Genomic DNA, 24,582 nt, shown 5'->3' with positions numbered 1-24,582 from the left:
ATTCAGACGCGGACGGCGAAGTCATGTCCCATTGAGGCGGTGCTGTTAATGAAATTAGAGTCGGGACAGCCTGTTTCTTTTTTGAGCAAGATCTTATGGCACTCCCTAGTATCGTCAGCACCACCGCTCGAGAGCTGATGTAAACGGTGCCGCAATGGGTTGGGCAAGGTCGACAACACTTCGCTATCCGCCACGTTCTCCAGACTGACCTCGGCGGCGACGATCTCGTGAGTACGCGAATCCTTGTCATGGTTACGCTGCTTCCCCTCGCCTTCCTGTGCCTGTAACGGTAAGCCGAAGAAGGCCTTGAACATGAGCGCCGTTTCAATGGCGCTGTCGCTGTAGTGGAAGCTACGCCCGCGACGACCATGATGCTGATGGCAATGCTAGTGCTCAATGGCTTGTTCATCGATCCAGCAGGTAAGTGAACCGCGATGAACCAAAGTACGGTGGTACAGCCGCCAGTGACTGATGTAGTGCCGTGCTTTGCCCATCTGCCTGCTCCTGAGTCCGTTCGTCAGGTGATCAGCGCATGGGGGAGGCAGATAGCTCCCTTATTTAGGAAACAACAGTTTTCAAACAGCGAAAAGAACGCAAGTGATTGAAAAATAAACAGCTGTTTTATTTCATTCAAATGAAAGACTTAACATTTCATGATCATATTCATCAGGCTCCTTTTGCTTTTTATTTAGCCAAGTTGTGCGTTTTTATAGCGTTATGGAATAAAAAGTAACCAGTTGCGAATGTTATAGTGCCCGCCGTCCGGTTGCTACAGCACCATTTGAGTTTTGTTTTTTTGTGCTCTTTGGGTGTGAGTGGCAGCCCGTTATTGCCAGAGCCTTTTTCTGTTCTTCTGGCCAGCACGTTTTAATAAAGATTTAAATGGCTCCTTTATTGGGGAAAGCCTGCTTTTGTATTTTTTGGGAGAAACCGATGCGCCTTTCCGGGTCTGCTGTTGCCTTTTTGCTGGCAACCGGCGGTATTACTGCTGCCTCCATGTCTTTTGCCGCTGTGACTGAAGAAGCCCACGATCATGGCATTGCCGCCAAACAGCCACCGCTGGCAGCCCCGGCGGAAAACCGGGCCGGCCTGGTGGCGCTGGCACGCATTCATCCCGGCAAGGCGCTGATGCTGGCGCGGCAGGCCAGGCTGGCCCAGCCAGCCGAGCAGCAAGGCGAGCTGGAGCTGCGTTATGAGCACCATAAGGATGGCAGCAGCCGGCTGCGTTATTTGCTGCATACTCAGGATAACGAGCAACTGGAGCTGTACCCGGCCGGTGCGGTGAGCAGGCTGCACAGCGGCCAGCGGGTGGCGGTTCGTGGTCTAGCCCTGGGGCGGGAGAGTGAGATTACCGATGCGGACGATCACCTATTGTTGCTGGCGGACGACATTTTGATCCTGGGAGCCGATGGCGGCAGCAACGGTGGCACCGCCGCCAGCGCCGGCGCCACCCTGGGCGAGCAGCGCACGGCGGTGATGCTGGTTAACTACGAAAATGCCCCCAACGACAAACCCTGGACCCGGCAACAGGCCGCCGATTTTATGTTTGGCCCGGTCAGTAATTACTTTATGGAGGCCTCATACGGCCAGACCTGGCTGACCGGTGACGCCCTGGGCTGGTATACGGTGCCGCTGCAGGGGGGCGGCTGCCCGTCCGGCACCATAGACGAAGCCAACCGCCTGGCCACCCAAAGCGGGGTGGATTTAAGCCAGTACGACCGGCTGGTGTATCTGGTGCCCGAGTCCAGCGGTTGCAACGCCAACTGGGGCACGGTGGGCGGCTCTCCTTCCCGCGCCTTTGTGACTGCCGGGCTGGATTTGCAGATTGTGGCTCACGAGCTGGGGCATAACCTGGGGCTCAGGCATGCCCATGGCCTGCATTGCAGCGACGGCGTACTGTCCGGCAGCTGCAGCCGGCTGGAATATGGCGACACCATGAGCATTATGGGCGATGCCCTGGCCCATGCCGGGCCGTTTCAGAAGGAGCAACTGGGCTGGATAAAAGGCGTGACCGAAATCACCGGCAGCGGCACCTACACCCTGGCGCCCATGGCCGCCCAGGATGGCCAGGCAACAGGGCTGAAAATTCTGCGCGGGCTGGATGCCAGCGGCAACAAACAGTGGTTTTATCTGGATCACCGTCAGCCGCTGGGGGCCGACAGGTCGTTGTTTGCCAGCTCCAGCTTTGGCGATCCGCAAACTCTGGCCAGTGGCCTGTTGCTGCGGCTGGTCACAGAAGGAGACGCCGACTCCAGCCATCTGCTCGACATGACCCCGGGCAGTGTGACCTGGGCGCCCGAGTTCGACATGATGGATCCGGCGCTGGGCGAAGGGCTGTCGTTTACCGATGCCGACAGCGGCCTGACCATTACCCCTCTGTGGGCGGATGAAAATGGCCTGACCGTAGACATCAGCCTCGGTGAGGGGGGCGAGCCGGAAAGCCCCAACCAGGCGCCGGTGGCGGTAAACGACAGCGCCAGTACCACCGAAAATAACGCCGTCACCATAGACGTGCTGACCAACGACTGGGATGCGGACGGCGATGCCCTGAGCATCAGCGGCGCCGACAGCTCCCGCGGCAAGGTGAGCATCAGCAATGGCCGCCTGGTGTATACCCCGCCCGCCGGATTCAGTGGTACCGAGGTGTTTGGCTACCGTATTACCGATGGCCGGGGCGGTGAAGCCGCCACCAGCGTGAGCGTCACGGTGCAGGCTGCGCCAACTACGCCGGAAGACCCCAACCGGGCGCCGGTGGCCAATGACGACAGCGCCAGCACCAGTGGCAGCGCCATTACCATCAATGTGCTGGCCAACGACAGTGACCCGGATGGTGATGCCCTGCGCATTGCCTCGGTCACTCAGGGCGGCAAGGGGTCGGTGCGCATTAACGCCGACGGCACCCTGAGCTATACCCCGGCGCACAATTTCAAGCGCGGCGACAGCTTCAGCTATACCATTACCGACGGCAAGGCCACGGCCAGCGCCCTGGTCAGCATCAGTCTCAGTGGCGACGGTGGCAGCTCCGGTGGCAAGGGCAAGGGAAACGGTAAACCCCATTAACAAAACAAGGGGCGGCACGAGCCGCCCCTTTTGCTTGCCAAAATGGCTTGTTAATTAATATTCCCCGTTAGTTTCACACTCGGGGCAGGGGGCACACAGCGGGCACTCGGCTACCCATTCCTGTTTTTCATCGTCCCAGCTATAGGTGGTGTCGGAGTCGGAGTCACTTCCACCAAAGAAACCGATGGCATCCACTGTAACCTTGTTGAAAAAGGCGGCAGTAGCAGTGGCATATTTATCCTCGGTGCCTTCAATGGGATCGATTGGATCGGCCACAACCCCCAGGAAATCGTCCCAGGTAGCGCCTGCAGGGGCTGCCGGCAGGTAGCAATATTCATCAATCACGATAGTGGCTCCCGGAGCCATGGGGCCTATATTGCCAAGAGCTGCCAGTTCCGGCAGTGCCGGGTCGTTCAGAACCACGCTGGACAGGGTTTCAGCGCCGGTATTCTTGACGGTAATAACCGGGCAGACTTCGGCAACCAGCATGCCTTCCATTGCCATCAGACGAACGCTTTCATCATAGGGGCAGGTTTTGTCGACACTGACCATGGGGTCAGGAGTGAACTGACATGTTGCGCTGGTCATATCGGAGACATATTCCCCGTCATAAGTACCTCGGGTGGAGATATCGTTGACCAGATTAATTTCATCGGCGGTACAGGTGATGCCGACATCAACATAATCACCCGGATCCAGGGTGCCTACTCCATTAATACTGACATAACTGCCCAGAGTGAGCGGTTGTTCTGTAACGGAGTTGCCATCCAAAGTATTGATTACACAACTGTCAAAACCGTTTTGGGCTTCTTTCAGCTCAATGTTGGTGAGCGGAAAGTCGCCGTCATTGGTGATGGTGGCGGTGTAATTGTAGGTGGCGACCATACCGTTAAGGTCGGTTCCGTCACAGTTTTTGGTGATATCAATGCTGGGCGCACCGGGTTCATAACAAAATGAAATATGGCTAATCCCCGGTTGAGAGCCATTTCTCGGATTCGTAGGGGTCATCAGGCCGGTATCTGAAGTTGCTCCATTTGGATAGTTATACACATTGGTATCCGGACCACCTTTAACCCCAACGGAGTAAACCACACCGCCTTCCACATACCAGTTAAAGGTAGATTCGTTAATGCGTGTTATGAAAAACCAGGTTCCTGTTTCGTCATCGTAATGTGCGGTCGTTTCACCGTATCCACCTAACAGACTTTCATCAATTTTAAAAAAGCTCTGCCCCTCGCCCAGCGTACACTCCGCGTTACCTGGTACTACTACAGGCTGAACATCTGTTGCCTGGGCCGGCATCGCCAATATCAATATAAAGGCACTCAGCATGGCCACTGCCATCGTGTGCAGGGCCTTGCAGCCAGCGCCGTTACTACAGTTTTTCCATAAAGACATGATGTTATCCTCCATCCATCTTTGTTTGGCGCCCGTGCTTTGCTCCGGCGCTCACATGCTCGCACAGCGCCGAGGCGGCACTTGCGGTTGTACGTCATGGAGGCATAATCAGTGCCATTTTTTATGTAACTGAAAGTAAAGGAGTTTACTGGATGAAAACCGATATTTAATTTGCAGGTGTTAGCTCTGGGTTACGGTTTTTTCTCATAAAACAAAGCAAACTCTTATATTTCAGTGAGATATCAATAGAAAAAGGTGTATCAAACCTGATACACCTTTTATGTCGGTGGTGCTGCTTTGCGGTATTACATCGCCACCTGCTGCAGCTTGCTGCGGTATTCCTGGGTCACGGCGCGGGCGTCGATGGCGTTGGCCACGGCGGTGGGGGTGATCAGCACCACCAGCTCGGTGCGCCGGGTGTTGGTGCCGCTGCTGCCAAACAGCCAGCCCAGTACCGGCACATGGCGAAGGCCCGGCACGCCCTGGCTGTCGCGGGTGGTGTTTTCACGGATTAAGCCCCCCAGCACCAGGGTTTCGCCGCTCTGCACCGCCACCCGGGTGTCGATTTTGCGCTGGGTAATGGTGGGCGACTGAATGTTGGAGCTGGTGGTGGCAGCCACGTCGTTGACCTCCTGCACCAGCTCCAGTACCACCATGCCGCCGGCGTTTACCCGTGGAGTCACCTCCAACAGCACACCTGTGTCCCGATACTGAATGGTGCTGGTCACATTGCCCACATCGCTGTTGAGGTTGGTGGTTTCCGAGGTACGAATGGGCACCTGATCCCCCACTCTGATCAGCGCCTTCTGGTTATCGAGCACCATCAGCGAGGGGGAGGAGATCACGTTCACCTTGGAGTCGCTGGCCAGGGCCTGAAGCAGGGCCCGGGTGCCGGCGGCGTTGAATACCTCGTAGCTGGCGCTGACGTCCAGGCCGCCGTCAAAGGGCGAGGGAATGGGCAGCGAACCCACGGCACCCACGCCGGTGCGGCCGCCGCCCAGGCTGTTTTTAAAATACCACTGCAGGCCGTAGCGCAGCTCGTCTTCCAGGCTCACCTCCACTATGGTGGCTTCCACGAGCACCTGCAGCGGCAACTGGTCCAGCCGCTTGATGGCCTGCTCCACCTTCTCGTAGTCGGCGCTGGCGGCCATCACCACCAGGGCGTTGCGCTCGGTGTCGGCAATCACGCTCACTTCGCCCACATCCAGGTTGGCGGCGTTAATGCCGGTGGCAATCTGCACCGGGCTGCCTTCTTCACTGCTGCTGGCCGCCGCCGGCAGGGGCGAGCCGGCGCTGTTGCGGCGCTGGCTGTCAAACAGCTGGTTGAGCAGCTCGGCCAGGTGATCGGCCTTGCCGTTTTGCACATGATAAACATACATGTTGAGGCCACGGGGGTTCTCGGCCCGGTCCAGCCGTTGTATCCATACTCTGGCATCGGTGAGGTAACGCTCCTGGGGGGTGATCACCAGCAGGGCGTTGAGCCGCTCTATGGGCAGGTAGCGCACCATGCCCGCCAATGGGCCTTCGGCCTCGTCGCCGAAAATGGCCTGCAGCTCGCTGGCAATCACATCGGCGCTGCTGGCCTGCAGCCGAAACAGCCCCACCGACATGCCGCGCAGCTGATCCACATCAAACAAATTGACGGTATCGCGAATGTTGGTGAGCTCGTCCCGGGTGCCCACTAGGGTGATCAGGTTGCGTCTGGGGTCTACCATCATGGCACCCTGGCGGGGTTTTACCGGCTCCAGTATCTTTTCCATTTCCTGAGCGCCAATGTAACGCAGGGGCAAAATCAGCATCTGGTAGCCGCGTTCGGCGGTAGGGGTGAGGCGCGGATTCAGGGCCGAGGGCGGCACCTCGCCGGCGGGCACTACGTTAAATAGCCCATTGCTGTGCACCAGGGCGGCGCCGTGGGTTTGCAGCAGGCTTTCAAGGGTGGGCAGCAGGTCATCCTGGCGAATGGGGCGGTTGGTTTGCAGATAGACCTGACCCCGCACCCGTTCGTCGAGGGAGTAATTAAGCTGCAAAATGTCACCCAGTATGGTTTTCACCACCTCGGCAATGTCGGAGCCCTGAAAGTTGAGGGTCACGTCGCCGGGGGCCGGGGCGGCGGTCTGTTCGGCCTGGCCCAGGCGCATAAAGTTGCCCGAGCCCCGGTAAATTTCGGCGCGAGTGGCCGGTGTGGCCGCCGGTGCCGGCGTCAGGCTGGCGGGAAGCCGATCGGCGGGCCGCTCGCCGGAGGGCAGCTTGACCGGATCGTAGCTGCTGCTCACTCTGTCCTTGCCCCAGGGTTTGTCGAGGGCGGTGCGCTCGCCGGTGGGGGTGGTGCAGGCCACCAGTAGGGTGCAGATGAGGCTGGCGCTCAGCCAGTGAGGTAATGCAAGCTTGTTCATGATGACTCCCCGTTACTTCCCTGTTCGGTTTCCGGCTCGTCGCCGTTGTCGGTTTCCTGCTCAGGCTGCTCATCTGCCTTCTGCTGTGTGTCCTGCTCCGGCAGTGGCCGGGTTGAGGGGGCTCTCGGCTCCCACAGCTCCAGCCGCAGTCGCTGGCCGTCGTCGGTCAGGGTCACGCTGTCTTCGGTGATTTCTTCCAGTTGCCAGTTGCCGTCCAGATACATGCCGGTGCGAATGCGCTGCCGTCCTTCGCCTTCCCGTTCGCTGAACAGTGCCAGTTGCAGGTCGTTTTCCCATACCACGCCGCTGAGGCGCCATTTTTCCCGCATCTCGGCGGCACTTTCGCTCAGGCTGCTGTCGTCGTCGCCGGCCTTTGGCCGCCGGGTAGCGTTGAACAACGGCCGTTCGATGATGTCGTCAAACTGCTCCAGGGGCGGATATTCCGGTGCCGTTTCGCTGGCGGTTTGTGCCAGGGTTGCCGGCAGCCACAGCAGCAGCAACAGCGGCCAGGGTGGCTGCATCATGGGGCCTCCTGTCGGGTATAACCCAGCAGATTAAAGCGCACATCGAGATAAGGTATCTCTTGAGTCCGGGCGCTTTGCCGGCGCACTACCCGGTTGTTGCGTATTGTGGGTCGACGCGTATTGGCAGTGATCACCAGGTCTTCCATAAACAGGGCCGGTGTGCCCGACTCAATGGCATGAATAAGCGGCACCAGCTCGTTGAGCTCACTGCGCAGGTGCACCCGCAGCATGACTTCCGGCAACGGGCCTTCGGTATTGGTCGGCGCATTCTGAATGCTCACCAGCTGGCCGCCGCTGCGTGCCACTTGCCGGTTAAGGTGCTGCTGCAGCCAGGCCTGGGCCAGGGTGGGTCGCTGTTCGGGAAGGTAGAGGTTATCGTCGGGGGCGCTGGCCCTGAGCTGTTGCAGTTGCTGCTGAGTCTGCTCCAGCTCGCCGGCTAGGCGCTGGTAGCGCGCCAGCTGATCTTCCAGTTGGTCCAGCCGTTCGCCCTGACGCCAGAACAGGCTGAACAGGGGGCTGATGATCAGGCTGAACGCCAGCAGTAGCACCAGCACCAGCAGCCCCAGGGCCGCCAGTTTCTGTTGATGAGCATCCAGGTTCATGGCGCACCTCCTTCATTCAGACGGGCGGTGATCATGAAGCGATCCTTGCTGGTGGCCGGGTTATTGGTGATCGGCGAGCTGAAGCGTACGTCGGTAAACAGGGCGGAATTTTCCAGCAGGCTGATAAGCTCCGAGGCATTGGCCGACTCGCCACGAATTTGCACGGTGCCATTTTCCAGCTCCAGCCGGCTCAGCCAAGTGTGATCGGGCAGTTGCCGGGTGAGCTCATTCAGCAGCGGCAGGGTAGGCGTGCGCCCGACCCGTTTTTTGCCAAGAAAGTCCCGGCTGTCCTGCAGGGCGGCCAGCTCGCGCTTGAGGGCGGCGGTCTGCTCGGCACGCTGGCGGGGCTGCTCCAGCTCGGCGGCCAGCTGGTCGATGCGGTTTTGCCGGTGATAAAGCGGCACGGCGATCAGCAAAGACAGCATCACCAGTACCAAGGCACCGTTCAGGTTTTTCAGCCGCCGGCTGCGCTGGCCAGCCTTCTGATGAGCAACGGGCAGGGTAATGGACGGAGCCTGTGGCTGGTCGGCGGCACATAGCACTGCAGGATACAGCCCCAGCCCGGCCAGTTCGGCAAGCCGCGCATCTACTCGCTCCCTCGGTGCCAGCAGCAGGCTCACTCGAATGTGCGGGCTGTTTTTTTCCCGTGGGGCGATGGCAAAGCCGAAATACACCTGGTCGGCGGTAAAGGGGGTGTGCCGGTCCATTTCAAAGCGCAGCACATTGTCCAGGTTGCCGGCGGTGGCGGCGGGCAGGGTGAGTTGGGTGAGCAGCAGTTCGCCGGCGGGCAGGCACAGCTTTGTCTGGTTGGCCTTTTGCACCAGTTGTTGTCGTTCGGCCGAGGGAACATCGGTAACGGCCTGCTTATGCCCATCGGGCTGCAGTTGCAGCTGGTACTGATCCTGTCCGGCATAAATGCACAGTCGCTGGCCGGGGCGGAACAGCCGCTGGCGCACCGTGGCCGGCAGCATGTTCAGCAACTGCCCGCTCCACCAGTGCCAGAAGCGGGCCAGTGTTTGTGTGAGTTGGCGGCCATAGTGGCCAAGTGCCTGTGTCAGTCGGTCCCCGTCCATAGGGTGTCTCCGTCAGGGGCTGTGTCGCTAAACAGCGGAATAAATTCCTGCTCCGCGCTCAGTACCAGAGGCCGGCCACGGCGATTAAGCAGGCTGGCGGTCAGTCGGTAGCGATATACCGTATTCATTCGGGCTTCGGTATGAATAGTGTAGTTGACCCCGGGAGCGCCGTTGGAGAGCAGCTCCCGAGGAAACAGATCGGTGGCCGGCGGCGGCTGACCCGCTTCAAAGCGGGCTCGTCTGTCTTCAATAAACTGATCTGCCGTGGCCTCACTCACGCCGGGCAGGGCCAGCAGTACCTGGCGGGGGGCAAACTGGGGGTTGATGCCCCGGCGCGGGTTGCGCAGGGTCAGGCTGTGGTGAATTTGCCGGTACAGTTCAGGCGTCATTTCCAGCACCTGTTGCAGCTCTTCCACCGAATTGAAAGGGGCGTTGGCGGGGCCGTAATCCAGGCCGGCAGCAAGGTAGTCGTCGATTTCGGCGCCATTGAGCCGGCGCAGATCGTCACCGTCGCGCCAGTCCATAATGGCGTCCGTCAGCCGGGCGCGCAGGGCATCGTCGGGCTCCACGGTGGCCAGCAGGCCGTTGAGCAGCTCGGGGCCGGCGGCGTTGAGATCGATACGGCCACTTTCATTGAACAGCGCCACGTACACCTCCATGTCGTCGAATTGCACCACATAGGGGCTGCCATCGGCCAGCCAGGGCTGTGCATCGGCGTTTTGGGCCAGGGCAAGCAGCGCCAGTTGCAGGCCGGCGTCGGCGCCCTGCTGCAGTTGCGTGGCAATGGCGATGTTGCCGCTCTGGCGGGCCTGGTTGCGGCTGTTTACCGACAGCCCCGAGGCCAGCACCGTCAGCAGCAACAGCAGCCACAGCACGCTGACCAGGGCGATGCCACCTTGCCTATTCGAGCTGCTTGATAACATTGCGTTGCTCTCCGGGTGACACCACCAGTGCCGGCCAGTCGTCGCTCAGTTGCAGCTTCACCAGTTCAGGCAGGTCACCCTGCTCCTGCCAATCGGATTGCCAGCCGGGTTGCAGGCCGTCTTCTTCCCGAGGCAGGTAGCTCAGGCTGAAGGCCGCGGCGGGCAGGATCAGCAGCGGGGTTATGCCCTCGGGGCGCTGAAAATCGTCCACCAGCCGGTACCAGTCAAAGGTGATCTCCGGCTGCTCCGGGGTGGGCTCTTCCAGCCCGGCCAGGGGTTGAGTTTTCAGCTGCAGAACAGGCTGGTCGGGATCGCTGTCGTCCAGTGCCAGGTAGAACCAGGCGGTCTGGCTGACCCGGCTGTCGCGCTGGGGCAGGGCTGAGAGAAAAATCAGCGAGCGTTCGTCTCCCTGAAACGACAGCTGCGAGGTGTCCCGGGTTTCCGGCACCGAACGAGACTCGCTTCGGGCCAGCAGCCGGCGCAGAAAGCGCTGGGCCTGTACGGTTTCGCTCAGCTCGTTGTTGTGTTCGTCCACGCTCTGCCAGGCGCGGCTGGCGATGCGAAAACCGCCGAACATCAGCCCCGCCAGCAGGGTGAGCAGGCTCAGGGCCACCATGAGTTCCAGCAGGGTAAAGCCGCGCGCGCGTGTCATCGGGCCTCCGTGCGCACCAGCCGCAGGGTAGAAAGCTCATAGCGGCGGTTCTCGCTCCAGCTCACCACCACCGACAGCCGATAGAGTATCAACAGGGTCTGGTTGTCCATCAGTGCCCGGCTGTCGTATTCCTCAATGCGGGTTTCCCATGCAAAGCGATCGTCAAACTCGCCCCGCTCCACCCCGGGGCGCAGTGTATAACCGGCATCCAGCTCCGCCAGTCGCGACTCCGCCAGCAGCACCGCCTTTTGTTGCTCCTGGGCGGTCTGGGTGGTGCGTATCGCCAGCGAAAAGATATTGAGCAGCACCCCCAGGGTAATGGTGAGCACCGCAAAGGCCACCAGCACCTCCAGCAGGGTAAAGCCATTCTGATGATGGCTGGAGTGAGGGCTAGTCATCGAAATACACCCGTCCGGTCAGCCAGTCGACCCGAATACGGAATTGCCGGTTGTCACTGGCCACTCGAACCGTGCCGCCACTGCTGGCGCCGTCCGGGTAAAACATCAGCTCTGCGATGCCGTCAGGCTGCCGGGATGTCTGTGTATCCTTCAGGCTCAGCGTCACACCGGAAGGCCAGGCATGCTCTTTGGCCTGCCCGGACAACTGCGTATGCCGCTGCTTCACATCCAGGCTGAGGATGACCACGTCGCCGGTGGCAATGGCCTGGCTGCGGGCCAGCCGCAACAGGGCGGCGGTTTGCCGGCTGTAGCTTTTCAGCTCGGCCCCGGGCAGCAGGGCGGCAAAGCGTGGCAGAGCCACGGCCAGGGCCAGCACGGCGATGGTCAGCACCACCAGCAGCTCCAGCAGGGTAAAGCCGGTGGCCTTATTCCCAGCTGACCACGTCCTGAGCTTCACCCGAGCCTCCTTGCTGGTTGTCGGAACCCAGACTCATCAGATCGAATTCGCCGTGCTGGCCGGGAGACCGATACTGATAGTCGTTGCCCCAGGGATCTTTGGGCACCGATTTCTTGTTCAGATAGGGGCCATTCCAGCCCTTGGCGCCGGCGGGGGCGCTGATCAACGCTTCCAGGCCTTCACTGGTGGTGGGGTGGCGGCCCACTTCCAGCCGGTATAGATCCAGCGCCGTGCTCAGCTCCTTGATTTGCAGCGCCGCCGTCTTGGTTTTGGAGCCACCGAGCTGGCGCAGCACCTGAGGGCCGGCCAGGCTGGCCAGCAGCCCCAGGATCACCAGCACCACCAGCAGCTCAAGCAGGGTAAAACCAAGCCCGTATGGTTTATGTGAATAACGCACGTTTACCTCCCTGTATGGGTCACTTTAAATGGGCAGTTCGTTGATACTGAGAATGGCCACCAGCATGGAAATGATGATGCCGGCAATCAGCATCCCCAGGCCCAGGATCAACACCGGCTCCAGTATGGTCAGCAGGCGCTGAATGGTGTTTTCCACTTCCCGGTCGTAGGTGTCGGCCACCTTGAGCAGCATGTCTTCAAGCTGGCCGGTTTCCTCGCCCACCCGAATCATCTGTATCGCCAGTGGCGGAAACCGGCCCGAGGCCTGCAAGGGCTCCGCCAGTCGCTTGCCTTCCTTCAGCTCGCCACCGGCCTCGGCCAGAATATCTATCAGCAGCTGGTTGCCCAGGGTCTGGCGGGCGATGTCGAGGGCACCCAGCAGGGGCACGCCGCCTTTCATCAGGGTGCCCAGGCTGCGGGTGAAGCGGGCGACTTCCAGCCGCTGGATCAGCGGGCCGGCCAGCGGCAAACGCAGCAGCAGCCGGTGCCAGGCCAGGCGTATACCGGGCTCGCGCAGCCGGCGGCGGGCATAGAGCAGCCCCAGCAGCAGCCCCAGCAGCAGCCAGAGGCCAAAGCTTTTGATGAAGTCGGCGGCGCCGATCACGATGCGGGTGGGCAGCGGCATGGCCTGGCCCATGTCGGCAAACAGTTGCTGAAACTGAGGGATCACGTAGGTGAGAATGATCAGCAGCGAAGCCGCCGACACCAGCAGCAGGATCAGCGGGTAGATCAGCGCCGACAGCGCTTTTTCCCGCAGTCGGCGGCTGCGTTCCAGATAGTGCGCCAGATCCGCCAGACCCTGATCCAGGTTGCCGGAGATCTCGGCGGCCCGGATCATGTTGAGGTAAAAGGGCGAAAAGCCCGCATTCTGCTCCGCCAGTACCACCGATAGCGCCTGGCCACGCTGTATGCCTTCGCGAATGCGGCTCAGCAAGTGAGTATCTTCTTCGCGGTCGCGCACCTGGATCATGATACCCAGGGCCCGCTCCAGCGGCACCCCGGCCTTGAGCAGGGCCGCCAGATCCTGGGTCAGAGCCTGAATATGCCGCTCGCCTGTGTTGCTGCGCCCCAGGCTGAGTTTCATGTTCAGCAGTCCGGTGCTGCGTTCGCCGGCGGGCTCCACACTGAGCGGGATCAGCCCCCGCTGCTGTAACTGCAGCACTATGGCCTGTTGATCGGCCCCTTCCAGCCGGCCTTCCTGCTCCTCACCGTTTTGACTGACCGCTTTGAAGTGAAACAACGCCATCTCAGGCCTCCTGGGTGACCCGAATCACCTCTTCCACATTGGTGATCCCTTGTTGGGCCTTGAGCAGGCCGTCGCCATACATGGTGCGCATGCCGGCGGCCACGGCAGCCCGCTGGATCTGGCCGGCATCGGCGTGGCTCAGCACCAGCTTGCGAATGTCGTCGTTCATCACCAGCAGCTCCTGAATGGCCAGCCGGCCGTGATAGCCGGTATGGGCGCAGTGGTTGCAGCCCACCGGGCGATACAGCCGCACCGGATCGCCGGGAGTGAGGGGTTCCAGCTTCAGTTCCCGTACCAGCTCCGGCAGTGGTTCATAACTCTCCTTGCAGTGCGGGCAGAGCACCCGTATCAGGCGCTGGCCCACCACGCCGTTGAGGGTGGAGGTGAGCAGGTAGTCTTCCACTCCCATTTCCAGCAGCCGGGTCACGCTGCTGGCGGCGTCATTGGTATGCAGGGTAGACAGCACCAGGTGGCCGGTGAGCGCCGACTGCACACAGATGCGGGCGGTTTCCAGATCGCGCATTTCCCCCACCATGATGACATCGGGATCCTGACGCACAATGGCGCGCAGGGCGCTGGCAAAGGTCAGGCCGATGGCGGGCTTAACGTGGATCTGGTTGATGCCCTCCATCTGGTATTCCACCGGGTCTTCCACCGTGATCAGCTTGCGCTCGGTGGTGTTGAGCCGGTTGAGGGCGGTATAGAGGGTGGTGGTCTTGCCGCTGCCGGTGGGGCCGGTAACCAGCAGCACGCCGTGGGGAATGGCCAGCACCTGTTGCAGCCTGGCCCGGGTGTCGCTGGCAAAACCCAGGGCGTCGAAGTCGAGCACCACGCTTTCCCGGTTGAGCAGACGCATCACCAGGCTTTCGCCGTGCATGGTGGGCACGGTGGAGACACGAATGTCGAGATCCTGGCCCTGCACCCGCAACTCGATGCGGCCGTCCTGGGGCAGGCGGCGTTCGGCAATGTTGAGCCGGGCCAGGATCTTGATGCGCGAGATAATGGCGGGGGTCATGTTCACCGGCGGCGCCTCGCCCTGTTGCAGTACGCCGTCGATGCGGTAACGAATGTTGAGCCGGTTTTCAAAGGGCTCCACGTGAATGTCGGATGCCCTCAGCTCCACCGCCTTCTGGATCAGCAGGTTCACCAGCCTTATCACCGGCGCCTCGCTGGCCATGTCTTTCAGCTGGGCGATGCGCTCCTCGGTTTCTTCTTCTTCCTGCACCGCCGACAGAATGTCGCCCATCTTGCTCTGGCCTTCGCCATAGAGCCGCTCAATGGCGGCATCGATTTCCGAGCTGATGCCTACCTGGGCCCGTACCGGCTGGCCGCAGAGCATGGTCATGGCCTGCAGGGCGAAGTCGTCACCGGGATCCACCATGGCCAGTACCAGGGTGGTGTCGTCCTGGTGCAGAGGCACCAGATGATGTTCCTTGAGAAAGCGGTAGGGCAGGGGCTTGTCGAGGGGCGGTGCCAGAGGATAGCGGTCGTTTTCGGTGAGCGGCAGGTCATGTTGCTCTGCCAGGGTGCGGGCCAGCTCCCGCTCCGACATCATGCCCAGGTTCAGCAGCAGGCGGGTGAGGGGCACGGCTTCCTGCTGGCCCTGCTGCATGCGCGCCAGCCGGCTCAGCTCCTTGTCGGTCAGTTGCCCTTGTTCAATCAGTTTTTGGCCGAGGGCTTCATCCCGTGCCGACCAGGATCCGCTGACATCCATATCGTATGCCTCCCTGTGTTTTATCAAGCATAGACCGCCGGCGCAGGGTTCGAGATGGCCCGGGATCGGACTCAAAGTAGTAGGCAAGCATAAATATTCTTCTTTTTAGTATATGTATTTGAAAATTAGTCATTGACCCGAGAGCGACGCCATATTTCAATAGTGCGGGGTCTCGTAAATGTGCATCCCCAGTAGAGATTTAGAAACAATAACAAGGAAGACATCGTGACGTATATCCATGACACCATTGTCAAACTGCAGAAGACCAGCCCGGCACAAGCAGAGTTCTATCAGGCCGTAGAGGAAGTACTCGACTCCCTGCAGCCCATTCTCGAAACCGACGAGAAGTACAAGAAGCACGCCATCATCGAGCGCATGGTGGAGCCCGAGCGCCAGATCATGTTCCGCGTACCCTGGGTCGACGATCAGGGCAACGTACAGATCAACAAGGGTTACCGCATCGAGTTCAACTCGGCCCTGGGCCCGTACAAGGGCGGCCTGCGTTTTCACCCCAGCGTGAACGCCGGCATCATCAAGTTCCTGGGCTTTGAACAGATCTTCAAAAACGCTCTCACCGGCCTGCCCATCGGCGGCGGCAAGGGTGGCGCCAACTTCGATCCCAAGGGCAAGTCCGACGGCGAAATCATGCGTTTCTGCCAGTCCTTTATCAATGAACTGTACCGTCACATTGGCCCGACCAAGGACGTGCCTGCCGGCGACATCGGCGTGGGTGCCCGTGAAATCGGTTATATGTTCGGCCAGTACAAGCGCCTGACCGGCAACTACGACGGCGTGCTCACCGGCAAGAGCCTGCTGTGGGGCGGTTCTCTGGTGCGTAAGGAAGCCACCGGTTACGGTTGCGTATACTTCGCCCAGTACATGCTGGAAGCCAAGGGCGACACCCTGGCCGGCAAGCGCTGCCTGGTGTCCGGTGCCGGTAACGTCGCCATCTACACCATCGAGAAGCTGTATCAGCTGGGTGCCATTCCGGTGACCTGCTCCGACTCCAGCGGCACCGTTTACCACGAGACCGGCATCAACCTGGAGACCCTGAAAGAGCTCAAGGAAGTGCGCAAGGTTCGTCTGAACGAATACGTGGCCTCCCACCCGGAAGCCAAGTTCATTCCCGCCGCCGATTATCCGGCCGACGGCAATGCCGTATGGCGCATTCCGGCCCAGCTGGCCTTCCCCTGTGCCACCCAGAACGAGCTGTCCGAAGCCGATGCCAAGGCCCTGGTTGCCAACGGCGTGATCGGTGTGTCCGAAGGTGCCAACATGCCGTCCACTCAGGATGCGGTAGAAGTATTCCTGGATGCCAAGATCAGCTACGGCCCGGGCAAGGCCGCCAACGCCGGCGGTGTGGCCACCAGCCAGCTGGAAATGGCCCAGAACGCCAGCATGCAGCGCTGGAGCTTTGAGGAAGTGGACGAGAAGCTGAAAGTGATCATGAAGAACATCTTCCTGAACGCCAGCGAAACTGCCGCCGAGTTTGGCGAGCCCCACAACCTGGTGCTGGGTGCCAACATTGCCGGTTTCCGCAAGGTAGCCGACGCCATGATCGAGCAGGGCGTGGTATAACCGCTATCCCTTTCTGAATAACGTTTAAAGGCCCGGCAGACCGGGCTTTTATTTTTTGTGGCAGTGGTTATTTCAGATGGAACATGCCGGGCTTGTCCCGGCATGTTGCGTTTAAGCTCAGGCCTCGGCGGCCACTACCGAGATTTCCACCAGCAGCTCGGGGCGGGCCATGGCTGCTTCCACGCAGGCCCGGGCGGGAGCATGGCCTTCCGGTACCCAGGCGTCCCATACCGCGTTCATGGCGGCGAAATCGGCCATGGTCTTCAGGTAGATGGTGGCGGAGAGAATGTGCTCACGGCCGGAACCGGCTTCCAGCAGCAGTTCATCCACCTTGTCCAGCATGGTCGCCGTTTGCTCGGCGATGTCCTGAGTGGCGTCCTTGCACACCTGGCCGCACAGATAGATGGTGCCGTTGTGCTTGACGATGCGGCTCATGCGCTGGCCGGTCTGCTGGCGTTCAATAGTCATTTGTATCTCTCTTTGGTTTCATCTCGACAGTAAAAGCAAGACCTTACCGTTAGTACCAGCGTTGTAAACCATGGATGTGGAGAAATGCCAAACAACCGGGGCTTGATCACGCTGCGGGCGGTTGCTCCTTATGAGTGTTTCACATGAAACAGATGTCTTGGCAGTCAAACGCCCCCGCAGGGGCGTTGAGAGTCAATGGCTGGCTTCATCCACCAGATAGAGAATGGACTCGTAGTTGATGCCGCTGTGGTGGCTGAGCCCCAGTTCGCAGGTACGGCTGTTGCTCACACCCCGGGTGCAGCCCGTCGGCACCTGTTGCCGCAATGGTTTGAGCGCCGCGGCGTTCAGCTCGGGGGTGGTAAAGCCCTTGTCGCCGGCAAAGCCGCAGCACTCGATATGCTCGGGCACCACCACGGTGTCGGCGCAGCGCCGGGCCAGGGTCAGCATGGCATCGGCCAGGCCCATGCGCCGGCTGCTGCAGGTAATGTGCAGCATGACCGTCTCATTCACCGGGGTCAGTGTCAGCCGCTCCTGCGCCTGTTCCAGCACAAATTGCACCGGTTCAAACACCTGAAGGGGCCGGCGACTGGTTTCCAGGCTGCGTTTGGCACAGGGGCTGGTGTCCATCAGTACCGGCCAGCGGCCCTGTTCGCTGGCTTGCCAGAGGGCGTCTTCCAGCTCGGTGGCCTTGTTGTCGGCGAGATCCATCATGCCCTTGCTCTGATAGGGCATGCCACAGCACAGGCTGCTGAGGGACTCAGGCAATATCACCTCAAAGCCGGCTTTTTTAAGCACCGCCAGGGTCACCTCGGTAAGCGAGCGGGGGTCTTTCGCGCCAGGCTCCGCTCCCAGCGTGCGGCTGGCGCAGGACGGGAAATACACCACCTTGTCAGGGCCGGTGCCGCCGGCCTTGGGCTGGTGCGGGTTGGCAGCCGGGGTTTCCGGCAACCACAGCGGCACCCGATTGTTGCTGACCTTGCGCAGCCTGGCATTCAGCCGGGTCATGGACTTTTCGCCCAGCAGTTTGCGGCCAAGATGGGCGGCATTCAGCCCCAGCGCCACCGCCTTGGTGGTGGCGGTGAAGTGACTGGCGGTCCAGCGGGCGATGGGCTCGAACTTTTGATAACGGGCGGTGCGCAGCTGGCGCACCAGATCACCGGTGTTGATGCCCACCGGGCAGCGCTGGGCACACAGGCCGGTGGCGGCACAGGTGTCGATGCCCTGTTTATCGAACACGGTTTGCAGCGTGTCGGCGGTTTGCTCGCCGGCGGCAGCCCGGCGGCTTAGCTCGCGGAACAGCACAATGCGCTGGCGCGGGGTCAGGCTCAGATCCCGGGACGGACACACCGCCTCGCAAAAGCCGCATTCAATGCACTTGTCGACAATGGTGTCGGCGGCGGGCAGGGGTTTCAGGTCTTTCAGGTGGGCCTGATGGTCCTCGTTGAGGATCACCCCGGGGTTAAGCAGGCCGTCCGGGTCGAACAGCGCCTTGATGCGTTGCATCAGGGCGTAGCCGTCCTTGCCCCATTCCAGCTCTACATAGGGCGCCATGTTACGGCCGGTACCATGCTCGGCCTTGAGCGAACCGCCGTAGTCCACCGCCACCAGCTCGGCCACGGCGTCCATAAAGCCGCCGTAGCGATCCAGTTCGCTCTGGGCATCAAAGCCCTGAGTGAATACAAAGTGCAGATTGCCGGCCAGGGCATGGCCGAAAATAATGGCTTCATGGTAGCCAAAACGTTCAAACAGCGCCGTTAGCTTTCTTACCGCCGGGGCCAGCTCTTCGACCGGGAAGGCCACATCCTCGATAATCACGGTGGTGCCGGTCTCACGCATAGCGCCCACCGCCGGAAACATGCCCTTGCGCATGGCCCAGAGGGTGGCGCAGGTGGCTTTATCCTGAGTAAAAGCCACCTGGTTGCGGCGATCAAAGGGCGTCACCGCGGCCATGGCCCGCTCGCATTTTTCCAGCAGTTCGGTCTCATCGGCGCCGTGCACCTCCACCAGCAGGGCGGCGGCTTCCGTGTCCAGCTCATTGATAAAGTCGGGCATGCCCGGCTTGCCGGCAATGGAGGCCAGGGCTCGACCGTCCATCAGCTCCACCGCCGCCACTGGTGTGTCGGCCAGGGCGGTCACCGCCCGGCAGGTGGTCTCTATGTCGGCATACACCAGCAGGCAGGATGCCTTGAACGGATGATCGGGCACAGTGTGATAACTGACCTCGGCCATAAAGCCGAGGGTGCCTTCGGATCCAATCATCAGGTGAGCCAGCATGTCGAAGGGATCGTCAAAGTCGACCAGGGCGTTCAGGCTGTAGCCGGTGGTGTTTTTCAGCCGGTACTTGTGGCGAATGCGTTCGCTCAGCTCGGCGTTGGCCTTGACCTCCTCACTCAGTTGTTTCAGCCCGGCCAGCAACTCGGGTTTTTGTTCGGCAAAGCGGGCCCGGCTGGCGGCATCGCGCGTATCCAGTTGCGTGCCGTCGGCCAGCACCAGGCTGAGGCCGTGCAGGGTGCGGTAGGAGTTCTGCGCCGTACCGCAGCACATGCCTGAAGCATTATTGGCGGCAATGCCGCCGATCTTGCAGCTGTTGATGGACGCCGGATCCGGGCCAATCTTGCGGCCGTAGCGCACCAGGTAACGGTTGGCGTCGGCACCGATCACTCCCGGTTGCAGTGCGATACGTTGGCCGTCATCCTCGATACGGTGGCCGCGCCAGTCGTCGGTCAGGGTGATCAATACCGAGTCGGACACCGCCTGGCCCGACAGACTGGTGCCGGCGGCGCGAAAGGTGCAGTGAATGTTATGCTGCCGGCAGGCCGCCAGCACGCGTATTACTTCGTCTGTGCTTGCCAGCCGCAGCACCAGTTTGGGCAGCAGCCGGTAAAAGCTGGCGTCGGTGCCGTAGGCCAGGCACAGGGATGTATCGGTAATAATACGTTCATTCGGCAGAAAGCCGGCCAGCTCGTCAGCCAGCCGCTGGTAGCGGGCCTCCATCAGGCATCCTCCAGGATCAATACCGTCAGCGCACTGGGGCCGTGGGCGCCGTAGGCCAGGGTTTGCTGAATGTCGGCGGTTTTGGACGGGCCCGATACAAGCAGCAGGTTGGTGGGCATGGCCTGATTCCAGCCCTCATCCGTCATCATGGCCGGCAGGTTGGTGTGCAGGGTGGAGGCCTTCAGAATGGCGATATGATGCGGCGGCACCAGCGACAGGGTGCGTGGTTCCTCCGGGCCCGGCCACAGCACCAGGCTGCCGGTGGCGGCAATGGCGCCATGGCAGCCGGTGATGCCGGCATCAATGGTGTTGAACAGCTCGTCCTTCCACTCCTCCAATGGGCGGTCAAAGCAGACTCGCTCGGCAGTGCCATTCAAGGCCTGGGTGATGTCATCAAAAAATTCACCACCGGTGCCGGTGGCCACCCGCTTCAGTTTGCCTTGAGCCAGCCGCTCCCGCAGGGTGGCGATCAGGCCGGCGCGGGGCAGGGATATCACCTCGGCGTGGTTTTGCTCCAGCAGTTCGGTCAGCCGGGCCTGCATGGTGTCGGAGTCGGTGTCGTTCCAGATGGGGTAGTCCGGCTCCGGGGCGGACAATGGCTGCGCATTAACCCGGCGCAGCCGGTCAAAAATGGCGGTACGGGCGGTCGACATTATTTGTTCCTCTCGGCCATGAGTTCACGCAGGGTGCGGGCGGCGGGTCTGGGCGCGGTGCGGCAGCGGGTCCAGGGACCCAGTTTGCTCGGGATCAGCCGCCGCAGCCGGGTGGCGCACCAGGTCATCATACGGTACAGCGCCGGCTGGCGGGTGGCCAGGGCAAAGCTGCGCCAGATAAAGGCCTCGGTGTTGCTGGCCGCCGCCTTCTGGCCGCGCAGGGGCAAGGCGCGAGGGTCGGGATCCTGCTTGGCCTCGTGGCGCAGCCGCTGCAGCAGCTCAGGAATGGGAATGCGCACCGGGCATACTTCGCCGCAGGCGCCGCACAGGCTGGAGGCGGTAGGCAGATCCTGCGTGGCCTCCAGCCCCATCAGGTGCGGCGAGATGATCTTGCCGATGGGGCCGGGATAGACGGTGCCGTAGGCGTGGCCGCCAATGCGGGTATAGACAGGGCAATGGTTCATGCAGGCGCCGCAGCGAATGCATTGCAGGGTCTTGCGCAGCTCTTCGTCGGCAAAGGCCTGACTACGGCCGTTGTCGAGCAGCACCAGGTGCACTTCCTTGGGGCCGTCCAGTTCATCATCCTTGCGCGGGCCACTGATCATGTTGAAATAGGTGGTGATCAGCTGGCCGGTGGCGGAGCGGGTGAGGGCGCTGAACAGCGGCGGTACGTCGGCCAGGAATTCCACCACCTTTTCGATGCCTGTAATGGCGATATGCACCTCGGGCACAGTAGTGCACATGCGGCCATTACCCTCATTTTCCACCAGGCAGAGGGTGCCGGTTTCGGCCACCGCGAAGTTGACCCCGGACACGCCCACGTCGGCGGTGCGGTATTTCTCCCGCAACACGCGGCGGCCGGTCTGGATCAGGGTGTCCACATCCAGGGTGTGTTCAAAGCCGGGTACGTGCTCGGCAAACAGGTCGGCCACCTGCTGCTTGTTCTTGTGAATGGCGGGCATGATGATGTGGGACGGCGTTTCCTCGCCGAGCTGTACTATGTATTCGCCCATGTCGCTTTCCAGGCAGGTGATGCCTTCCTTGGCCATGGCGTCATTGAGTTCGATCTCCTCGCTCACCATCGACTTGCCCTTCACCGCCAGGGTGCCGCCGTGGGACTGAATGATGTCGGTGAAAATGGCGTTGGCCTGCTCGGCGTTTTCCGCCCAGTGCACGCGAATGCCGTTGGCCAGGCAGTTGCTTTCCAGCTGCTCCAGCAGCTCGGGCAGCTTGCTCAGGCAACGCTGGCGAATGGCCTCGGCCCGGTCGCGAATGGCGGCTTCTTCGTCGGGGTCGGCAAAGGCGGTTTTGCGCTTGTCGCGCAGGTAGTCCATGGCGCCGCGAAAGTTGGCGCGCAGCTCCTTGTCGGCCAGGGCCGCTTCGGCCTGGGGATGAAAGTGTTGGGGCTGGTTATGCATGTTGTCCCTCCAGCCGGCTCAGCAGAAAGCTGGCCAGGTGAATGCCCTTGAGGGTACGGCCCTGGTATTCCAGGGCGCCGTTGATATTGAGCAGGCAGCCCCAGTCGGCGCTGACCAGCTGGTCTGCCTGGGTGTCGCTCAGGTGCTGGGTCTTGTCCTGCACCATGGCCTCGCTGATGGCCGGGTGGCGCACCGCAAAGGTGCCGCCAAAGCCGCAGCATTCGCTTTCATAGGCCTGCTCGCGCAGTTCCACCTGCTCCAGCTGGCTCAGCAACTGGCGGGCGGTGACATGCACCTTCATTTCCCGGCGGGCGGCGCAGGAGGTATGCAGCACCACTGAGGTGCTGGGCCCCTGATCTTTCAGCCGAATGCGGCAGACGTGCACCAGAAACTCGGTGAGTTCAAATACCCGATCACAGAATTCATTGGCACTACGTTCGTGTTCGCTGCCGGCAAACAGCCGGCGGTAGTGATGGTGCATCATGCCGCCGCAGGAGCCCGACAGCACGATCACCGGCCAGGGCTCGGGAAACAGCGCCATCTGGCTGAGTGCCGTGGTACGGGCGTCGTCGTTGTAGCCGGAGGAATAGGCGGGCTGGCCACAGCAGCTTTGCTTGGGTACGTAGATGACTTCAACCCCGGCCAGCTCCAGCAGGCGAATGGCATCCAGCCCGCTTTGGGGCGAAAACAAATCCACCAGGCAGGTGGCGTAGACATAGACCTTGTCGGGTCTGGACGGATAGAGGCGAATGGCGGATGACATAGGGCAATTCCTGTCTGGGTTACAACAAGGCCGCCGGCGGGCACCGGCGGCACGGCATCAGGACAGCTGTAGCAGCGGATCCGTGATGCCCATTCCATAGATGGCGATCATGCCAATCACGCCGATGGCCACCAGGTAGTAGAGGGTGGGCAGGGCGGTTTTGCGCAGGGTGGTGCCTTCCCGGCCCAGCAGCCCCACGGTGGCCGAGGCCGCCACCACGTTGTGAATGGCGATCATGTTACCGGCGGCGGCCCCCACGGCCTGCAGCGCCACCACCATGGCGGTGGACACTCCAAGGGTCTGGGCCACTTCAAACTGGAACTGGGAAAACATCATGTTGGACACCGTATTGGAGCCGGCAATAAAGGCCCCCAGGGCGCCGATCACGCCGCTGATGGCCGGAAAGAAGTCACCCACGTGATCCGCCACCACCTTGGCCGCCATGACCGGCATACTGGCAATATCGGCTTCGTTAACGCCGGAGTTGATGAAGATCCGCACCATGGGCACGGTAAACATCAGCACAAATCCGGCGCCAATCAGCGTTTTGCTCGACTCGTGAATGGCGGGGCCAAAGGAACTCAGCGAACGGGTCTGAGTCAGCACCGCTACCAGCGACACGAACACCAGAATGCCGCCGGGCAGATACAGGGGCTGAATGCTGGCGCTGATCCCAGCCTCGCCCAGCAAGTTGGCAAAGGCGATGTTCCAGCTGGTGAGCAGGCCCTTGAAGCTGTCGCTGGTGCGGCTCAGTACCAGCAGCACCGGCAGCAACAGGTAGGGGAACCAGGCCAGGGCCAGACCAATGGGCTTTTTCTGCAGGTCTTCCTTGTGTACGGCCAGGGTGCCCAGCCACTCGGCCGGCCAGTCTTTTTCATCGGGAAAGTCAAAGGTGTGCCTGGGCGCCAGAAAGCCCTTGCGGGCGGCGCCGACCACCAGTGCCAGGCCGATCAGGCCGCCGACCAGCGACGGAAACTCGGGACCGAGAAACACGCCGGTGAGGGCGTAGGGCACGGTAAAGGCGAGGCCGGCGAAGATGGCAAAGGGCAGGATTTCCAGGCCTTGTTTCCAGCTTTTTTCCTTGCCGAAAAAGCGGGTCAGCATCATGCACATGAACAGCGGCATCAGAATGCCGATAATGGCATGGGTGACGGCCACGTTGCTGGTCACGGTTTGCAGATAGGCCGGCCAGCCCGAGCCCGCGGCGCTCAGGGTGGTGTTGATGGCGGCGTTGTCGAGGCCGGTGGTCACCCCCACGATAATGGGGGTGCCCACGGCGCCGAACGATACCGGTGTACTCTGGATCATCATGCCCATCAGCACCGCACCCAGGGCCGGAAAGCCCAGTGCCACCATCAGTGGTGCCGCCACCGCGGCTGGGGTACCAAAGCCCGAGGCGCCTTCAATAAAGCAGCCAAAGCACCAGGCTACAATGATGGCCTGAATACGCCGGTCCGGGCTGATGGCGGTAAAGCCGTTGCGAATGGTGGTAATGGCGCCGGTATGCTTGAGGGTATTGAGCAGCAGAATGGCGCCGAAGATGATCCACAGCAGCGAGACGGAAATCACCAGCCCCTGCAGGGCTGAAGCCAGCACCCGGGTGCCGGTCATGTCCCAGATCCAGAGCGCGATAATCACGGTCAGTATAAAAGCCAGGGGCATGGCGCGCTTGGCCGGCCATTGCAGGCCCACCAGCAGTACGGCGGCGAGCAGTATGGGTGAAAAGGCCAGCAATGCCAGCAGGGTCTCATTCATCATGATTATGGTCCTTGTCAGTGGGGTGGCTGCCTTTCCACCCTTCTCCTTAAGGTAGAGTACGACGGCACTCAGTGTGTTAATCGAATGTAAACTTTAATTCCTTGTTTTTTGTGG

20 protein-coding genes and 1 pseudogene are annotated in these 24,582 nt (G+C 61.2%); 2 read left to right on the top strand and 19 right to left on the bottom strand.

Going from position 1 to position 24,582, the window contains the following annotated elements:
• Positions 1-77: 77 nt before the first annotated feature.
• Positions 78-494 (bottom strand): annotated as a pseudogene (locus tag Q9290_RS14265) (transposase); the annotation flags it as partial.
• Between the two features lie 502 nt (positions 495-996).
• Here Q9290_RS14265 and Q9290_RS14260 point away from each other — a divergent pair.
• Complete coding sequence (locus Q9290_RS14260) at positions 997-3,060, top strand: Ig-like domain-containing protein (RefSeq protein WP_306080317.1); 2,064 nt, start codon at positions 997-999, stop codon at positions 3,058-3,060.
• A gap of 54 nt (positions 3,061-3,114) precedes the next feature.
• Here Q9290_RS14260 and Q9290_RS14255 read toward each other — a convergent pair whose 3' ends face one another.
• From Q9290_RS14255 to gspE, 12 genes are all read right to left on the bottom strand, one after another.
• A complete protein-coding gene (locus Q9290_RS14255) occupies positions 3,115-4,458 on the bottom strand; it encodes a COG1361 family protein (RefSeq protein WP_306080316.1) in 1,344 nt (447 codons plus the stop codon).
• 305 nt (positions 4,459-4,763) lie between these two features.
• Complete coding sequence (gene gspD, locus Q9290_RS14250; protein WP_306080315.1) at positions 4,764-6,851, bottom strand: type II secretion system secretin GspD; 2,088 nt, start codon at positions 6,849-6,851, stop codon at positions 4,764-4,766.
• The gene (locus tag Q9290_RS14245; protein WP_306080314.1) at positions 6,848-7,375 is read right to left on the bottom strand and encodes a type II secretion system protein N; all 528 of its coding nucleotides are present in this window, start codon (positions 7,373-7,375) and stop codon (positions 6,848-6,850) included. Before Q9290_RS14245 ends, gspD begins: the two co-directional genes overlap by 4 nt.
• Complete coding sequence (gspM, locus tag Q9290_RS14240) at positions 7,372-7,977, bottom strand: type II secretion system protein GspM (protein WP_306080313.1); 606 nt, start codon at positions 7,975-7,977, stop codon at positions 7,372-7,374. The genes Q9290_RS14245 and gspM overlap by 4 nt, the downstream gene beginning before the upstream one ends.
• Positions 7,974-9,050, bottom strand: coding sequence for a PilN domain-containing protein (locus tag Q9290_RS14235; RefSeq protein WP_306080312.1), 1,077 nt, complete (start codon positions 9,048-9,050; stop codon positions 7,974-7,976). The genes gspM and Q9290_RS14235 overlap by 4 nt, the downstream gene beginning before the upstream one ends.
• Complete coding sequence (locus Q9290_RS14230; protein ID WP_306080311.1) at positions 9,032-9,973, bottom strand: type II secretion system minor pseudopilin; 942 nt, start codon at positions 9,971-9,973, stop codon at positions 9,032-9,034. The genes Q9290_RS14235 and Q9290_RS14230 overlap by 19 nt, the downstream gene beginning before the upstream one ends.
• Positions 9,951-10,625, bottom strand: coding sequence for a prepilin-type N-terminal cleavage/methylation domain-containing protein (locus Q9290_RS14225; protein ID WP_306080310.1), 675 nt, complete (start codon positions 10,623-10,625; stop codon positions 9,951-9,953). The genes Q9290_RS14230 and Q9290_RS14225 overlap by 23 nt, the downstream gene beginning before the upstream one ends.
• Entirely contained in the window at positions 10,622-11,023 is a 402-nt protein-coding gene (locus tag Q9290_RS14220; protein WP_306080309.1) for a type IV pilus modification PilV family protein, read from the bottom strand. The genes Q9290_RS14225 and Q9290_RS14220 overlap by 4 nt, the downstream gene beginning before the upstream one ends.
• Entirely contained in the window at positions 11,016-11,480 is a 465-nt protein-coding gene (locus Q9290_RS14215; protein ID WP_306080308.1) for a GspH/FimT family pseudopilin, read from the bottom strand. Before Q9290_RS14215 ends, Q9290_RS14220 begins: the two co-directional genes overlap by 8 nt.
• Positions 11,449-11,877 carry a type II secretion system major pseudopilin GspG gene (gene gspG / locus Q9290_RS14210; protein ID WP_306080307.1) on the bottom strand — a complete coding sequence of 143 codons (429 nt, stop codon included), beginning with the start codon at positions 11,875-11,877 and terminating at the stop codon, positions 11,449-11,451. Before gspG ends, Q9290_RS14215 begins: the two co-directional genes overlap by 32 nt.
• A 24-nt stretch (positions 11,878-11,901) precedes the next feature.
• Positions 11,902-13,122, bottom strand: a complete 1,221-nt coding sequence (locus Q9290_RS14205) for a type II secretion system F family protein (RefSeq protein WP_306080306.1) — start codon at positions 13,120-13,122, stop codon at positions 11,902-11,904.
• 1 nt (position 13,123) lies between these two features.
• Complete coding sequence (gene gspE, locus Q9290_RS14200) at positions 13,124-14,836, bottom strand: type II secretion system ATPase GspE (RefSeq protein WP_306080305.1); 1,713 nt, start codon at positions 14,834-14,836, stop codon at positions 13,124-13,126.
• 225 nt (positions 14,837-15,061) lie between these two features.
• Here gspE and gdhA point away from each other — a divergent pair, with 225 nt between their 5' ends.
• The gene (gdhA, locus tag Q9290_RS14195) at positions 15,062-16,414 is read left to right on the top strand and encodes an NADP-specific glutamate dehydrogenase (protein WP_306080304.1); all 1,353 of its coding nucleotides are present in this window, start codon (positions 15,062-15,064) and stop codon (positions 16,412-16,414) included.
• 117 nt (positions 16,415-16,531) lie between these two features.
• Here gdhA and Q9290_RS14190 read toward each other — a convergent pair whose 3' ends face one another.
• From Q9290_RS14190 to Q9290_RS14165, 6 genes are all read right to left on the bottom strand, one after another.
• Complete coding sequence (locus Q9290_RS14190; protein ID WP_306080303.1) at positions 16,532-16,882, bottom strand: RidA family protein; 351 nt, start codon at positions 16,880-16,882, stop codon at positions 16,532-16,534.
• 192 nt (positions 16,883-17,074) lie between these two features.
• Positions 17,075-19,876 carry an FAD-binding and (Fe-S)-binding domain-containing protein gene (locus tag Q9290_RS14185; RefSeq protein WP_306080302.1) on the bottom strand — a complete coding sequence of 934 codons (2,802 nt, stop codon included), beginning with the start codon at positions 19,874-19,876 and terminating at the stop codon, positions 17,075-17,077.
• Complete coding sequence (locus tag Q9290_RS14180) at positions 19,876-20,529, bottom strand: LutC/YkgG family protein (protein ID WP_306080301.1); 654 nt, start codon at positions 20,527-20,529, stop codon at positions 19,876-19,878. The genes Q9290_RS14185 and Q9290_RS14180 overlap by 1 nt, the downstream gene beginning before the upstream one ends.
• Positions 20,529-21,947 (bottom strand): LutB/LldF family L-lactate oxidation iron-sulfur protein, encoded by a 1,419-nt coding sequence (locus Q9290_RS14175; RefSeq protein WP_306080300.1) that lies wholly within the window; start codon positions 21,945-21,947, stop codon positions 20,529-20,531. The genes Q9290_RS14180 and Q9290_RS14175 overlap by 1 nt, the downstream gene beginning before the upstream one ends.
• Positions 21,940-22,710, bottom strand: a complete 771-nt coding sequence (locus Q9290_RS14170; protein ID WP_306080299.1) for a (Fe-S)-binding protein — start codon at positions 22,708-22,710, stop codon at positions 21,940-21,942. The genes Q9290_RS14175 and Q9290_RS14170 overlap by 8 nt, the downstream gene beginning before the upstream one ends.
• Positions 22,711-22,767: 57 nt before the next feature.
• The gene (locus Q9290_RS14165) at positions 22,768-24,468 is read right to left on the bottom strand and encodes an L-lactate permease (protein WP_306080298.1); all 1,701 of its coding nucleotides are present in this window, start codon (positions 24,466-24,468) and stop codon (positions 22,768-22,770) included.
• Between the last annotated feature and the right edge of the window lie 114 nt (positions 24,469-24,582).

Origin of the sequence: Oceanimonas aquatica (assembly GCF_030732065.1) — a bacterium.
Classification (GTDB): Bacteria; Pseudomonadota; Gammaproteobacteria; order Enterobacterales; family Aeromonadaceae; genus Oceanimonas.
The sequence above is the reverse complement of the archived record's forward strand: the minus strand, read 5'-3'. Positions and strand labels throughout refer to the sequence as shown.